At 64.3% G+C, this 15,173-nt stretch carries 13 protein-coding genes; 3 read left to right on the plus strand and 10 right to left on the minus strand.

Features of this window, described 5'->3' with window-relative positions; all coding sequences use genetic code 11:
- Positions 1–6: 6 nt before the first annotated feature.
- The 7 genes from AC0L2F_RS06120 to AC0L2F_RS06150 form a co-directional block, all read right to left on the minus strand.
- Positions 7–2,394, minus strand: a complete 2,388-nt coding sequence (locus tag AC0L2F_RS06120; RefSeq protein ID WP_007613852.1) for a xanthine dehydrogenase family protein molybdopterin-binding subunit — start codon at positions 2,392–2,394, stop codon at positions 7–9.
- 2 nt (positions 2,395–2,396) lie between these two features.
- Complete coding sequence (locus tag AC0L2F_RS06125; protein WP_179950098.1) at positions 2,397–2,888, minus strand: (2Fe-2S)-binding protein; 492 nt, start codon at positions 2,886–2,888, stop codon at positions 2,397–2,399.
- 21 nt (positions 2,889–2,909) lie between these two features.
- Complete coding sequence (locus AC0L2F_RS06130) at positions 2,910–4,016, minus strand: ABC transporter ATP-binding protein (protein WP_007613854.1); 1,107 nt, start codon at positions 4,014–4,016, stop codon at positions 2,910–2,912.
- 8 nt (positions 4,017–4,024) lie between these two features.
- The gene (locus AC0L2F_RS06135) at positions 4,025–4,930 is read right to left on the minus strand and encodes an ABC transporter permease (RefSeq protein WP_473247840.1); all 906 of its coding nucleotides are present in this window, start codon (positions 4,928–4,930) and stop codon (positions 4,025–4,027) included.
- Positions 4,927–5,844 (minus strand): ABC transporter permease, encoded by a 918-nt coding sequence (locus tag AC0L2F_RS06140; RefSeq protein WP_473247841.1) that lies wholly within the window; start codon positions 5,842–5,844, stop codon positions 4,927–4,929. The genes AC0L2F_RS06135 and AC0L2F_RS06140 overlap by 4 nt, the downstream gene beginning before the upstream one ends.
- A gap of 55 nt (positions 5,845–5,899) precedes the next feature.
- A complete protein-coding gene (locus AC0L2F_RS06145; protein WP_007613860.1) occupies positions 5,900–7,249 on the minus strand; it encodes an ABC transporter substrate-binding protein in 1,350 nt (449 codons plus the stop codon).
- A gap of 263 nt (positions 7,250–7,512) precedes the next feature.
- Complete coding sequence (locus AC0L2F_RS06150; RefSeq protein WP_473247842.1) at positions 7,513–8,814, minus strand: MFS transporter; 1,302 nt, start codon at positions 8,812–8,814, stop codon at positions 7,513–7,515.
- A gap of 351 nt (positions 8,815–9,165) precedes the next feature.
- Here AC0L2F_RS06150 and AC0L2F_RS06155 point away from each other — a divergent pair, with 351 nt between their 5' ends.
- The 3 genes from AC0L2F_RS06155 to AC0L2F_RS06165 are packed head-to-tail and all read left to right on the plus strand — an operon-like array spanning position 9,166 to position 12,933.
- The gene (locus AC0L2F_RS06155) at positions 9,166–10,380 is read left to right on the plus strand and encodes an ABC transporter substrate-binding protein (protein ID WP_473247843.1); all 1,215 of its coding nucleotides are present in this window, start codon (positions 9,166–9,168) and stop codon (positions 10,378–10,380) included.
- A 7-nt stretch (positions 10,381–10,387) separates the two neighbouring features.
- Positions 10,388–12,121, plus strand: a complete 1,734-nt coding sequence (locus tag AC0L2F_RS06160) for an FAD-dependent oxidoreductase (protein WP_473247844.1) — start codon at positions 10,388–10,390, stop codon at positions 12,119–12,121.
- Between the two features lie 17 nt (positions 12,122–12,138).
- Positions 12,139–12,933 (plus strand): IclR family transcriptional regulator, encoded by a 795-nt coding sequence (locus tag AC0L2F_RS06165; protein WP_473247845.1) that lies wholly within the window; start codon positions 12,139–12,141, stop codon positions 12,931–12,933.
- 143 nt (positions 12,934–13,076) lie between these two features.
- Here the strand turns inward: AC0L2F_RS06165 and AC0L2F_RS06170 are convergent, their stop codons facing one another.
- From AC0L2F_RS06170 to AC0L2F_RS06180, 3 genes are read right to left on the minus strand one after another with little or no spacing between them, the layout of a single operon-like run.
- Positions 13,077–13,859, minus strand: coding sequence for an SDR family NAD(P)-dependent oxidoreductase (locus tag AC0L2F_RS06170; RefSeq protein WP_473247846.1), 783 nt, complete (start codon positions 13,857–13,859; stop codon positions 13,077–13,079).
- Positions 13,860–13,917: 58 nt separating this feature from the next.
- Positions 13,918–14,508, minus strand: a complete 591-nt coding sequence (locus tag AC0L2F_RS06175) for a thiamine pyrophosphate-dependent enzyme (RefSeq protein WP_473247847.1) — start codon at positions 14,506–14,508, stop codon at positions 13,918–13,920.
- A complete protein-coding gene (locus AC0L2F_RS06180) occupies positions 14,508–15,047 on the minus strand; it encodes a thiamine pyrophosphate-binding protein (protein ID WP_473247848.1) in 540 nt (179 codons plus the stop codon). Before AC0L2F_RS06180 ends, AC0L2F_RS06175 begins: the two co-directional genes overlap by 1 nt.
- Between the last annotated feature and the right edge of the window lie 126 nt (positions 15,048–15,173).

A 15,173-nucleotide genomic window follows, 5' to 3' on the forward strand; every position in this document is an offset into this window, starting at 1 on the left:
TCCTCCCTATTCCGCAGCGACCGGCAGCGACGCGTTTTGCAGCAGGCGCCAGATCCGGTTCGGCGTCGCCGGCATGTCGACATGGGTGACGCCGAGATGCGACAGCGCATCGACCACCGCATTGATGACCGCCGCCGGGGAACCGATGGTGCCGACCTCGCCGCAGCCCTTCACGCCCATCGGCGTGTGCGTGCACAGCGTCGAATGGGTCGCGATGTTCATCATCGGCATGTGGTCGGCGCGCGGCATGCAATAGTCCATCAGCGAGCCCGACAGCAGCTGGCCCGAGCCCTCGTCATAGACTGCGTTCTCGTACAGCGCCTGGCCGACGCCCTGCACGATGCCGCCGTGCAACTGGCCCTCCACGATCATCGGGTTGATGACCGTGCCGACGTCGTCCACCGCGGTGTAGTTGACCAGCGTCACCGTGCCGGTTTCCGGGTCGATCTCGACCTCGGCAATGTGGCAGCCGCCGGGATAGGTGAAGTTGACGGGATCGTAGTAAGCCTGCTCCTCGAGCCCCGGCTCCAGCACTTCGAGCGGATAGTCGTGCGGCACGTAGGCGGCGCCCGCGATCTCCTCGAACGTCTTCATGCGGTCGGTCCCCGCGACCGAGAATTTTCCGGCCTCGAACTGGATATCCACTTCGGCCGCTTCAAGCAGATGCGCCGCGATCTTCCTGCCTTTCGCGACCACCTTGTCCGTCGCCTTCGACAGCGCCGCGCCGCCGACCACCAGCGAACGCGAGCCATAGGTGCCCATGCCGAACTGCACGCGATCGGTATCGCCGAACACGATGTCGACATTGTCAAACGCGACGCCGAGCTTTTCCGAGACGATCTGGGCGAACGTCGTCTCGTGGCCCTGGCCGTGATTATGCGTGCCGATCATGACCGTGACCTGGCCGGTCGGATGCACCCGCACCGTGGCACTTTCATAGAGTCCGCCGCGCGCGCCCAGCCGTCCTGCGAAGCGCGACGGCGCAAGGCCGCAGGCCTCGACATAGGTCGAGTAGCCGAGCCCGCGGAATTTGCCCCTACGCGCCGACTCCGCCTTGCGGATACCGAAGTTCTTGACGTCGGCCGCGACAAGAGCGCCGTCGAGACATCCCATCGGATCGCCGGAATCGTACTGCACCAGCACCGGCGTCTGATACGGATAGGCCTCCTTCGGGATCATGTTGCGTCGGCGGATCTCGACGCGGTCGATGCCCATCTCGCTGGCTGCGACGTCGACGATGCGCTCCAGCACGAAGGTCGCCTCTGGACGGCCGGCGCCGCGATAGGCGTCGACCGGAACGGTGTTGGTGAATACCACCTTCACGTTGCAGTAGATTGCCGGCGTCGTGTAGACGCCGCCGAGCAGCGGTCCGTAGAGATTGGTCGGGATGTTCGGTCCGAAGGTCGAGAGATAGCCGCCCATATTGGCAAGCGTGTTGACACGGAAGGCCAGAAACTTCCCGGTCTCGTCCAGCGCGAGCTCGGCCTCGGTGACGTGATCGCGGCCGTGGCGATCAGAGACATAACCCTCCGACCGGCTCGCAACCCATTTGATCGGCCGCATCACGCGCTTGGCGGCCCAGGTGATCACGGCCTCCTCGCCGTAGTGAAACTGCTTGACGCCAAAGCCGCCGCCGACATCGGGTGCGACCACGCGCAGTTTGTGCTGCGGGATGTTCAGCACCAGCGCGCCCATCAGGAAGCGCACGACGTGCGGGAACTGGCTGGTGGTCCACAACGTGAAGCGATCGGTGCCGGGCTCGTATTCGGCGATCGCCGCGCGCGGCTCCATCGGGTTGCCGATCAGCCTGTTGTTGACGAGGCTAAGCTTTGCGACATGCGCCGCTTTCCGGAACGCGGTCTCGACCGCGGCCTTGTCACCGAGCTCCCAATCGCAACAGATGTTGTTCGGAACGTCGTCGAACAGTTGCGGCGCGCCCGGCCGCACGGCTTCGAGCACGCCGACCACCGAGGGCAGCACCTCGTAATCGACCGTCAGCAGCTCGGCTGCCGCGCTGGCCTGTGCCGGCGTCTCCGCGACGACGAAGGCCACCATGTCGCCGACGAAGCGCACCTTGCCCTGCGCCAGCATCGGGAACGGCGGCTCCTTCATCGGCACGCCCTTGGCGTCCGTGATACCCCAGCCGCAGGGCAGCGAGCCTAACTTGTCCGCGGCGGCATCTTCGCCGGTCAGGACCGCGATGACGCCGGGCGATGCGAGCGCCGCATTCTTGTCGATACCGCGCAGGATCGCGTGTCCGTGCGGCGAGCGCACGAACACACCCGCCGTCATGCCCGGACGCTTGATGTCGGAGACGTAATTGCCGCGGCCGGTGAGGAAGCGCTGGTCCTCTTTCCGTTTGGGTGAAGCGCCGATCCCGATCACGTTGCCCATGGTCACTCTCCCTTGGCGGCGTTCATGGCGGCAGCGCCAGCCATGACCGAGACGACGATGTTCTGATAGCCGGTGCAGCGGCAGATATTGCCTTCAAGGCCGTGGCGGACGTCGGCTTCCGACAGGTCCGGCTTCTCGGTCGCGAGCGCCACCGCCGTCATCAACATGCCGGGCGTGCAAAAACCGCATTGCAGACCGTGATGCTCGCGAAACGCTTCCTGCATCGGATGCATTTGGTTCGAACCGGGAGCTCCGTGAAGCCCCTCGATAGTGAGCAGCGTCGCACCGTCGAGCGCAGGCGCCAGCAGCGTGCAGCTCTTCACCGGCAGGCCGTCGAGATGCACCACGCAGGCGCCGCACTGGCTGGTGTCGCAGCCGATATGGGTGCCGGTGAGGTTGAGCCGCTCGCGCAGCAGCTCGGCGACGAGCGTCGCCGGCTCGACATCGACAGTGGTCGGCCGTCCGTTGAGTGTGAAGGATATCTGCACGATCATACTCCTGTGGGCGACGGGTCTTTAGGCAAGTGGAAGCGCGCTGCCGGTGGCCCATGTGGCCATCACGACGTCGCCGACGGTGAACGGATCCGCGAAGAAGGTCTTTTCCGGCACATAGGCAACGAACGCGTCGTCCGGCACGGTGTCCAGCATGACCTTGACGAAATAGCCTTGGTATTCGATCGCCAGCACACGACTCGGCAGCGACGTGGTGCAGCCCGGCGGCAGTTCCCTGCCCGGCCGGACCAGCGCGACATCGTCGCGGCGCACGGCGATATCGATCTTGTCACCGACGCTGACCGTGGACCGCGCCTGAAGCGGGACCTCGATGCCATCAGGCGCGGCCTGCGCGAGCGTAAAGGTCGAACCGTTGACCTTCTCGACCCGCCCCGACAGCACGTTCTGCCCGCCCATGAACTCGGCGACGTAACGATCGTGCGGATGGGCATAGACGTCGCGCGCCGCGCCCGCCTGTTTGATTCTGCCCTGCTCCATCACCACGACCAGATCGGCGAGCGCGATCGCCTCGAGCTGGGTGTGGGTGACGTGGATGAAGGTGATGCCGAGCTCCTGCTGCATCCGCCTGAGTTCCTGGCGCATCTGCACGCGGAGCTGCTCGTCGAGGGCGGACAGCGGCTCATCGAGCAGCAGCACCCTCGGCTCGGTGATCGCCGCGCGCGCCAGCGCCACGCGCTGCTGCTGGCCGCCGGAGAGCTGCGCCGGCAGGCGATCGGCGAACTGCGTCAGCCGCACCTTCTCGATCATGGCATCGGCTGCGCGCAGGCGATCGGCCTTCGACATGCCGCGCACGCGCAAGGCGAACGCGATGTTGTCACGCACGGTGAGATGCGGGAACAGCGCGTAGGACTGAAACATCATCGCGGTGCGCCGCTGCACCGGCGCGAGCCCGACGACGTTCTGGCCGCCGATGACGATCTCACCCGCGGTCGGGTCCTCGTGGCCGGCGATCATGCGCAAAATCGTGGTCTTACCGCAGCCGGACGGGCCGATGAAGCAGCAATAGGCGCCGTCGGCGATCTTGAGGTTGACGCCGTCGACCACATTGCTGACGCCGTCAAAGCTCTTGCAGACGCCCGCCAGTTCGATATCGCCGCGATCGCTCTTCATTTCCGAGCTCAACCCTTTGTGCTGCTGCCGCGCTTCTTCTGGATCAGCACGATGCTGCCCAGGCTCGCGCCGATGACGATGAAGGAGACGATGGTGGTCACGGTGCCGAGCGCATAGAGCGAAGGCGAGGTGACGTTCAGCGTCATGCTCCAGATCTCCAGCGGCAGCGTATTGAGCGAGCCCGCGGTCTGGAGGCTGCGCGCAAACTCGTCGTAAGAGAGCGTGAAGCCGAACAGCGCGACCGCGACCAGGCCGGGCGCCAGCACCGGGATCATCACCAGCCGGATGGATTGCCAGCGGCTGGCGCCGAGGTCGTAGGCCGCCTCCTCCCAGACGTGGTTGAAGCGCGACATCACGGCAAACATCACGAGCACACCGAACGGCAGCGTCCAGGACAATTGCGCGCCGAGCGCCGAGGTGTACCAGCTCGCATTGAGCCCGAGCGCCTGGAACAACAGACCGGTGCCGAGACCGAGCACGAGACCCGGAGCGACCAGGCTGCCGATCATCATGTAGAACACGACGGTGTCGCCGCGGAAGCGTTTGCGAAAGCCGAGCCCCGCGAGGAACGAGACCACCACCGTGATGACAGTGACGATGATCGCGAGCTTGATCGAACGATCGAACGAGCCCTTGACGTCACCGGTCCGCACCTGGGTGAAGAGATCGACGAACCAGTGCAGCGAAGTGCCCTTCATCGGGAACACGAGGCCACCACGGATGTCCTGGAACGACAGGACATAGATACAGAACATCGGGCCGTACAGCGCGATCACATAGAACCCGAACAGCGTCGCCAGAACATAAAACGTCCACGGCCGGCCGCCCTTGCTCGGTGCAATCGCCTTGGTCGTCGCCGGCGGGACCGTCTTTGACATGTCAGCCTTGGGCATGTCGGCGAGAACCGCGCTCATCGCGTGATCTCCTGCCGGATGTCGACGGTGCGCAGGATCAGCGAGACGATGGCGACCAGCACCAGCGTCAGCAACACCGCGCTTGCCGCCGCCGTCGGATATTGCAGCACGCCGACGTCCTCGTAGAACGCGCTGACCACCGAGGCCGAGCCGCCGCCGGACATCACCTTGACCACGAAGAAATCGCCCATCACGATCGATACGACGAAGATGGTTCCGAGGGCGATGCCGCTCTTGGACATCGGCACCACGATCAGGCGCATGATGTCGAAACGGCTGGCGCCGGCATCGATCGCGGCCTCGATCAGCTTCTTGTCGATCCGTGCCATGGAATTGAAGATCGGCACGATCATGAAAATGGTGAGCTGGTGGACATAGGCGATGACCACCGCCAGGTCCGAGAACAGCAGCACTTCCAGCGGCTGGCGGATCACGCCGAGCGCCAGCAGCGCCTGGTTGATCAGGCCTTCCTTGCCAAGCAGCGGAATCCAGGAAATCATCCGGATGATGTTCGAGGTCCAGAACGGCACCGTGCAGAGCAGGAACAGACCAATCGCCAGCAGTTGGTTGCGGACGTGGAAAACCAGGAAGTATGCGACGAAGAACCCGATGATCAGCGTGAAGATCCAGGTCAGCACCGTGAACTTGATCGTCGCCAGATACAGCTTCAGCGTCAGGGCCGAATGCAACACCTCGACATAGCTTGCGAGCGTGAAGCCCGGCGTCAGCCCGCCAAAGCCGTCGGTGGCGAAGAAGCTCGCGGCCAGCACGACCAGGATCGGCGCCACGAAGAACGGTACGAGCACCAGCACGAGCGGCGACACGTAGAGCCAGCCGGCGAGATTTGCGCGTGGTGAGGTTTGAGCTGGACTAAGACTTGGCTGCATGTCGGCAAACGCCTCGACGTCGGTCATTTGGCACCGGCGCATCGCCGCGCCGGCGCTTCGTTCACGTCAGGGAAAGCAGGTTTCAGGCCACCTTGAAGTCGTTCCAGCGCTTGTTCATGTAGGCGGCTTCGTCCATCAGCGTGTTCCAGCAGGAGATGTTCTTGACGCGGTCGAGGAACGAGCCGCCGTCGCGCTTGGTGCCGGTCTTCTCCATCGGCACGCCATAGGGGTCGTTGACGACCTCGGGCGCGGGCTGGCCCTCATACCAGAACGCCCATTCGGCCGGCGTGAGGAATTTCTTCGCGGTCGAAGGGACCGGGCTGTAATAGCCGTAGCGCGCGACGAAGCCGCCCTGCCAGCCCGACAGATACCAGTTGAGATATTCGTAGGCCGCGTCCAGCTTCTTGCCGGAGAGATGCTTCATCAGGCCCATGCCGTTGCACCAGCCGCGATAGCCTTCCTTGCCGTTCTTGATATTGACCGGCGCATAGACACAGGGGATTTCTTTCACGCGCACCGCGGCAACGGCCGGCGACCACATCGACTGGATCACCACTTCGCCCGCCGCCATCAGCTGCACCGACTGGTCGAAGGTGGTCCAGGTCGCGCGGAACTGGCCCTGCTTCTTGAGCTCGATCAGCTTGTTGCAGGTGAAGTCGATCTCCTCCTTGGTCATGTTGCCCTTGTTGCCGTACTTGATCAGCCCGGCGCTTTCGAAGCAGAGCGCGGCGTCCATGATGCCGATCGCGGGCACGTCGAGGATCGCGGCCTTGCCTTTGAATTTCGGATCGATCAGATCCTTCCATTCCGTGACTTCATGGCCGACGAGGTCGGGGCGGTAACCGATGGAATCGGCATTGTAGACCTGCGGCAGGAAGGTCGCCCATTCGGTCACGCCGTCATGCAGATCGGTGGAGTCAGGCTTGGAAATGTACATGGCCTCATAGGGCGAGATGCCCTGGCGCGGGATCTTGTGACCGTCGATCTCGCCCTTGGTAAAGATCGGCAGGATGTTGTCGAACTCCTTGACCTTCTTGACCTCGATGCCCTGGATGACGCCGCGCTTGGCAGCGAGCTTGGCCTGCCAGCCCTCGAGATCGGCGATGTCGACCGTATTAGGCTGGCTTATGAAGCGGTTGATGGCGGCAGAGGTGTCGAGGTTCTGCATCGTCACCTTGAAGCCGAGATCCTTGGCCGCCTGGTCACCGATCGCCTTCACCACCGAATAGGACACGCCGACATGGCGCAGCTCGATGTCCTTGATCTCCTGCGCCCAGATGGTCGGGAATCCGCGGATCGCGTCCGATCCTGCGGCCGCGCCGGCCACGGCCGCGGCGCCCTTCAACAGCGTGCGCCTGCTCAGCTTTTTCGCAGATTTGTCGCTCGTCCCCGCCGGATTGGCAGTGGATGTCCCCTTGTCCCTGTCAAGCATGGCAACCCTCGTTGGCTACGATGAACGCTGCGCACCGGTCGCCATGGACCGGCTGCGGATGTGATCAATTGCGAGGGAGGCTATGGGCGGGATGTTGTGAAGTAAAATTGGAAGTAAAAATTCGCCGCATAAACGCGGCTAATGGTTCGCCCCGCTGCATCGGCTTTTGGCAGCGCGCATAAGAAGGCGTCAGGGCCTGCGTACAAAACGATGGCTTCGAACGTGCGGGCCCGTTCGCGCGGCAGACGTGATGAAGGCGGTCCTCAGGACCTGAGCTGGTCCCGCGCCGTCTCCGGCGCCATCAGCGTTGCGATGATAGTGATGACCGACAGCGCGATGATGTAAACCGACACGGCCCAATAAGAACCGGCCCATGCCAGCAGTGCCGTCGCAATCAGCGGCGAGAAGCCGCCGCTCAGCGCGGCGGCAACGTTGGCTCCCAGCGATGCGCCACTGTAGCGCACCTGGGTGCGGAACAGCTCCGGCATGAAGGCCGCCTTCGGCCCGAACAGCAGCGCATGCGTCAGTGTCATCGTCACGACGAGCGCGAGCGTGATCAGCGCCGGCTCCCTGGTGTCGAGGAACCAGAACAACGGAAACGCCAGCGCCACCGAGAACACGCCACCGGCGAGATACAGCGCTTTGCGGCCGAAGATGTCGGACAGCCAGCCTGCGAGGGGCAGCGTCGCGAGCTCGACGAGCGCGGCATAGACCACCGCGTTCAGGATCACCTGCCGGGGAAGGCCGAGCTGCGTCGTGGCATAGACCACGGTGAAAACAGTGAGGAGATAAGCGAGCCCGACTTCGGACACCGTGATGCCGATCGCGAGCAGGAAGCTGCGCCAGTCGCGGCGCAGGACTTCCAGCGCCGGCTGCGCCAGCACCTCCTTGCGCTCGAGCACCTCCTTGAAGTGCGGCGTCTCCGCAAGTTTCAGCCTTACGATGAAGCCGACGCCGACGAGCAGGATGCTGATCAGAAACGGCACGCGCCAGCCCCAGCTCAGGAAGTCCGCTTCGGGCAGCTGCGTCATCAGACCAAAAATGCCGGTGGACGCGGCGACGCCGACGGGGAAGCCGATCTGCACCAGGCTGCCGTAGAAGCCGCGGCGGTTGCCGGCGTGCTCGGCCACCATGACCACCGCCCCGCTCCACTCGCCACCGAGCCCGATGCCCTGGACGAAGCGCAAAATGACGAGGAAGATCGGCGCCCAGACGCCGATCTGACTGTAGGTCGGCAGGCAACCGATCAGGAACGTGCCCAGTCCCATCGCGATCATGGTCGCGACCAGCATCTTCTTGCGGCCGAGCCGGTCACCATAATGCCCGATGATCGCGCCGCCGATCGGGCGCGCGACGAAGCCGACCGCATAGGTCGAGAACGCCGCCAGCGTGCCGACGTAGGGATCGAAGCTCGGGAAGAACAGCTTGTTCAGCACCAGCGCCGCCGCCGTGCCGTAGATCAGGAAGTCGTACCACTCGATCGCGGTGCCGAGCGCGCTCGCCCAAACCACATGCGCCGTCGTCGATTTCTCCGCCGCCGTCGCGACCCTCGCTGTTGCCGTCATTGCCATCCGCCCCAAGATTCCAGGTGGCATCATGGCCAATCGTTGTGACGGTTGCAACTTGCGGGAGTGTTAGTTCTCCCCAAGATCACGATGCGAGATTTTCACGCCACTGCCTCCGCACCGTCGTCCCGGCGGAGGCCGCGACCCATAACGACAGGGAGGAGTTTGACGAAGACCCGTGCTCCGGTACTGCGACCGCCCGGCATCGAAAGATCACGCAGTATGGGTCCAGGCCTTCGCCGGGACGACATGGAACTTTTATTCGCTATTGACAAACTTATTCTCTAATATCTAATTTACCTTTAGAATAACTGGCTGCGCCAAGCGGCCCATAAGCGAGAGGGAACGACGATGAGAGGGTTTTTGGCCTGCGCCATGCTCGCGGCCATGACTTCGGCTGCCATGACCACCGTTGCGATCGCCCAGATCTCTGACGACGCGGTGCGGATCGGCGTGTTGACGGATCTGTCGAGCTGGGGCCGCGACAACAGCGGGCCGGGCTCCGTGGAGGCCGCGAAAATGGCGGTGGAGGAATTCGGGCCCACCGTGCTCGGCAAGCCGATCGAGATCATCAGCGCCGATCACCAGATGAAGACCGACGTCGGAGTACAGATCGTGCGCGGCTGGTTCGACAACGGCAAGGTCGATGCCGTCGTCGACATCCCCAATTCCGGCATCGCGATCGCCGTCCACAACATGGTGCGCGAGCGCAACAAGATCGCGCTGCTCTCCGGCCCCGGCGCGAGTTCGCTGACCGACGAGCTTTGCAGCCCGAACACCGTGCACTTCACCTACGACACCTACGCGCTGTCCAAAGTCACTGCTTCCGCCGTGATCAAGGAAGGCGGAAAATCCTGGTACTTCATCACCGCCGACTACGCCTTCGGCCAGCAGCTCGAGAAGGACGCCACGCGCTTCATCAACGAGATGGGCGGGAAGGTTTTGGGTGGCGTGAAGCACCCGACCAACACGGCCGATTTCTCGTCCTTTGCACTCCAGGCGCAAAGCTCGAAATCGAACGTCGTCGCCTTCGCCAATGCCGGCCAGGACACCGACAATGCGATCAAGCAGTCGGGCGAGTTCGGCCTGGTCCAGGGCGGCCAGAAGCTGGTCGGCCTCCTGATGTTCGACACCGACGTGCACGCGATCGGGCTCAAATCCGCGCAGGGCACCTACATGACCACGGCGTCGTACTGGAATATGGACGAAGCGACCCGCGCATGGTCGCGGAAATTCTACGAGCGCACCAAGGTGATGCCGACCATGATCCAGACCGGCGTCTACGGCTCGGTGCTGCATTATCTCAAGGCCATCAAGGCCGCCGGCACCGATGATCCCGCCAAGGCGATGGCCAAGATGCGCGAGCTGCCAATCGAGGATACATTCGTCCATGGCGGCAAGTTGCGCGAGGACGGCCGCGTCATTCGCGACATGTATCTCGCCAAGGTGAAATCGCCCGAGCAGTCCAAGGAACCGTGGGATTATTTGGAGATCATCAAGACGGTGAAGGGCGAGGACGCCTTCCGCCCGGTCTCCGAGTCGAAATGTCCGTTGCTCAAGAAGTGAGGCCTGCATGACCGGCAACGAGCGCAACGCAGGCGAAACCTACGAGTGCGATGTGCTCGTGGCTGGATCGGGCTGCTCCGGCATGTCGGCCGCGATCACGGCACGCTATCGCGGCCTCGACGTCCTGATCGTCGAGAAGGAGCCGCGCTTCGGCGGCACCACCGCCCGCTCCGGCGGTTGGTTGTGGATACCCGGCACGTCGCTGGCGAAGGCATACGGCATCGAGGAGACTCCAGAGCAGGCGCGCACTTACCTGCGGCACGAAGCCGGCAATAACTTTGACGCCGCGCGGGTCGATGCATTCCTGAGCGCCGGCCCCGAGGCGGTCGATTTTTTCACCAGCAAGACCGCGCTCCGCTTCGACATGCCGCTGGTGTTCCCGGATTACCACGCCGAGGCGCCCGGCGGCAGCCAGGGTGGTCGTTCGATGGTGGCGCGCCCGTTCGACGGCCGCGAGCTCGGCGACCAGATCAAGGCCCTCGGCATGCCCCTGCCGGAGCTGACCGTATTCGGCATGATGCTCGGATCCGGCAAGGACATCGTCCATTTCATGCGCGCGACGAAGTCGCTGACCTCGGCGGCCTATGTCGCGAAGCGCCTGTCGCGGCATCTGATGGACGTGCTGCGCTATGGCCGCGGCATGACGCTGACCAACGGCAATGCGCTCGCAGGGCGCCTGGCAAAATCCGCGCAGGATCTGAAGATTCCGATGTGGCTGTCCGCGCCGGTGCGCGAGCTGACGGTCGAGAACGGCACTGTCACCGGCGCCATTGTCGCCCGCGAGGGACGCGACGTCCGCATTCGTGCAAAACAAGGCGTCGTGCTCGCCTGCGGCGGTTTCCCGCATGATGTCGAACGGCGCAAGAAGATGTTCCCACACGCGCCGACCGGCAACGAGCATTTTTCGCCGGGACCGACCGGCAACACCGGCGACGGCCTGCGGCTTGCCGAGAACGCCGGCGGACATGTCGAGGACCGGCTGCCGAACGCTGCGGCCTGGGTCCCGGTCTCGGTCACCAAGCGCAAGGACGGCTCACACGGCGTGATGCCGCATTTCATCGACCGCGCCAAACCCGGCGTAATCGCGGTGATGCGTGACGGCAAGCGCTTTGCCAACGAGGGCAATTCCTATCACGACTTCGTCCAGGCCATGGTCAAGGCGGTGAAACCCGGCGAGGAAATCGCGGCCTACCTGGTCTGCGATCACCAGACCTTGCGCAAATATGGTCTCGGCTGCGTACCGCCATTTCCGATGCCGCTGGGTCATCACCTCAAGACCGGCTATCTCATGCGCGGCGAGACGCTGGAGGCACTCGCGGCAAAGGCGGGCATCGACAGCATGGCGTTCGTCGAGACCGTCAAGCAGTTCAATCAGACCGCACCACAGGGACACGACGCCGCCTTCGGCAAGGGATCAAAGGCCTATAACCGCTACCAGGGCGATGCACTGCACGGCCCGAACCCTTGCGTCGCGCCGATCGAGAACGGCCCATTCTACGCCATCAAGATGGTGGTCGGCGATCTCGGCACCTATGCCGGCATCGTCACCGACGAGAACGCGCGGGCGCTCGATGCGGAGGGACGGGTGATTCCCGGGCTCTATGCGGCCGGCAACGACATGGCGAGCATCATGGGCGGCAATTATCCCGGCGCCGGCATCACGCTTGGGCCGGCGCTGACGTTCGGCTACATTGCCGGCCGTCATCTCGCCGACAGCGCCGCCAAGCGCAACGCGGCGTAAGCCACGCCAGGAGGCGCATGAAGAGAGAGAGCCGCGGCATTCAGTCGATCGAGGTCGGTGGAGAATTGCTCCGCGCCCTCGCCCGCAGCGGCGAGCCGATGATGCTGCGCGATCTCGCACGCGAGGCCGGCATGACGCCGGCCAAGGCGCATCCCTATCTCGCCAGCTTCTCGCGCATCGGCCTGATCGAGCAGGACGAGACCACCGGCCGCTACGAGATCGGCGCACTCGCGCTGGAACTCGGCTTGATCAGCCTGCGCCGCCTCTCCGGCGTGCGTATTGCCGGACCGAAGATCGCGGCGCTCGCGAGCCAGATCGGGCACGCGGTCTCGCTGGCCGTCTGGGGCACGCATGGCCCGACCGTGGTGCAGCTCGAAGAACCCGGCCAGCCCGTGCACATCGTGATGCGGGCCGGCTCGGTGATGGCACTGCTGGAGACCGCGACCGGCCGCGCCTTTGCTGCCTTCCTGCCGGAGAAGACCATCGACGCCGCGCTCGAAAGCGGCCTCGATCGCCACGGCGTCGGCTATAATCCGAAGCGCACAGTGAAAGGCGCGAAGGTCGCGGACATGCTCACCGAGGTCCGCAAGCACGGCCTCGCCCGCGCGCTCGGCGACCCCCTGCCCGGCGTCAACGCATTCGCTGCACCGGTGTTCGACCATTCCGGCCATGTCGCGCTGGTGATCACCGCGATGGGGCCGGAAGGCACTTTTGACGCGCGCTGGGACAGCCCGATCGCCCATGCCCTGCGCGAGTGCGCGGGCGGCATTTCGAAACGACTGGGTCACGGGATGACGGCCGCGGCGGAGTGAGGGGCTGGCTGCCTCATCCGACCTCCGCTGTCATGCCCGCGAAAGCGGGGCATCCAGTACGCCGCGACGCCTCGGTTCACCGCGGGCGTCTCGGCGTACTGGATCGCCCGGTCAAGCCGGCGATGACAGAGAATGGGTCCGCCCTACTTCTCCTTCACCGGCACCGTGTAATTCAGAATCAGCCGGCCGCCGTCGGGATAGATCGTCTGCCCCGTGATGTAGGACGCATCGTCGCTCGCAAGAAACGCCACGACCGAGGCCACCTCGCTCGGCTCGCCGCCACGGCCGGCCGGCGTGCGTGACATCACGGTCTTGCGGGCATCCTCCGAGGTGTAGATGGACGATGCCACCATGTCGGTCAGAATCGTGCCCGGCCCGACCGCGACGACGCGAATATTGTGCGGAGCCAGCGCGACGGCGGCGACCGAGGTGAGCTGCTTCATGCCGCCCTTGGACATGGCGTAGGTCGCAAGCGCCGGGATCGCCAGCAGTGCATTTACCGACGACATGTTGATGATGACCCCGCCGCCGCTACCTTGCGCGATCATCTGCTTCGCCGCCGCCTGCACGCCGAAGAACGCGCCCTTCAGATTGATGCCGATGATTTCGTCGAATTCTTCTTCGGAAATCTCCAGGAGGTCCCGGTTGCGAGCGACGCCGGCATTGTTGACCATGATGTCGAGCCGGCCGAACTCCTTTGCGGCGGTTGCGACCAGCTGGTCGACATCGGCGCGCTTCGCGACATTGCCGACGACGGTACGCAAGGCGTCCGGCCGTCCGAGCTCGGCAGCCGTCGCGGCCAAGCCATCGGCATCGACATCCGAGATGACGACCTTGACGCCGTCGTCCAGGAATCGTTTCGCGCAAGCCTTGCCGATACCTCGCGCCGCGCCGGTGATGGCGGCGACCTTGCCGGATAGTTTCATGGTCTCACTCCAGAGTAGCTGTTTCGACAGCAGACTGTCGCCGGGTGAGAAACCCGGCTCAGGCCGCCGCGAAGCCGAGATGAGCACGGAACCGGTTCTTGATAAAGACAGCATCGCGCGAGGGAAGCGAGCGCGGCGGATTTTCGGCCAGGACCTTGATGACGAAGAGTCGCGGGCCATCGGCCGGCTCGGCGATTTGGGTTGCGAGGCGCTGCACCTCCTCGATCGTCCGCACGGTTCCGGCAGCGGCAAAGCCGCAAGCCACGGCGATTGCGGTGAGATCGACGCCGCGCCCGGTGTGGCTCGCCTGCATCCCGGTCTCGCCAAAATGCTGATTGTCGATCACGACGATGTCGAGATTGCACGGCCGCGCGACGCCGATGGTGGCGATGCCGCCGAGGCCCATCAATTGCTCGCCATCGCCGGTCAAAGCGAGGACGCGCTTTCCCGGCTGGGCTTGCGCGAGGCCAAGCCCAATCAGCGCGGCGCCGCCCATGGCGCCCCAGAGATAAAAATTGCCGTCATGGTCGCCGACCGAATGAAGGTCATAGGTCGGCGAGCCGAGGCCGGACACGACCAGCGTGTCCTTGCGATTCTTCAAGAGCGCGGCAACGGCGGCGCGGCGGTCGAGTTGGGCTTGCATTGGCATCACCACTTCTTCTTGCCGATCAGGCGTTGCCCGATCAGCACCGCGATCTGCTGATCGGAATCGTAGGCGAGCGCTGCGGCCGCTTCGACCGTCTCGATCAGATCCTCTCCTGTCTCCGCCCGCATCACCTTCAGGCCGATCGCCTCCAGCGAGGGCTGCGTCGCCCGGCTCATCGGCACCTGCCAGGGATTGAACTCGGCCCATTCGCCGCGCATCGTCACCAGCATCAGCAGTGGAAATCGTCCGATTGCCGATAGCGACAGCATGTTGATGCAATTGCCGACCCCGCTCGACTGCATCAAGAGCACGCTACGCTGGCCGCCGAGCCAGGCGCCGGCGGCGATGGCGACGCCCTCCTCTTCCGTCGTCAGCACGTTGGTGGTGACGTCGCGGTCGGCCGAGAACAGTCGGATGAGCTGGCTGTGGCCGGCATCGGGGACATAGGACATCTGCCGCACATCGGCGGCCTTCAGGATGCGGTAGAGCTCTGACGGCCAATCGTCTGCGCGCGTGTCGGGATTGGATTGAAGGCTGTGCACCGCTCGTCTCCATGGATTGCGAGCGGCACTCTAGCGATGTTCAGGCGCGAAAGCTCTGACCGTCTGACGCGATCAGGTATCGAGGGATTGTATAGCTGCCTCTTCCACTGCCGGTGGGACAGCGCA

This window comes from Bradyrhizobium sp. Ken64 (assembly GCF_055807555.1).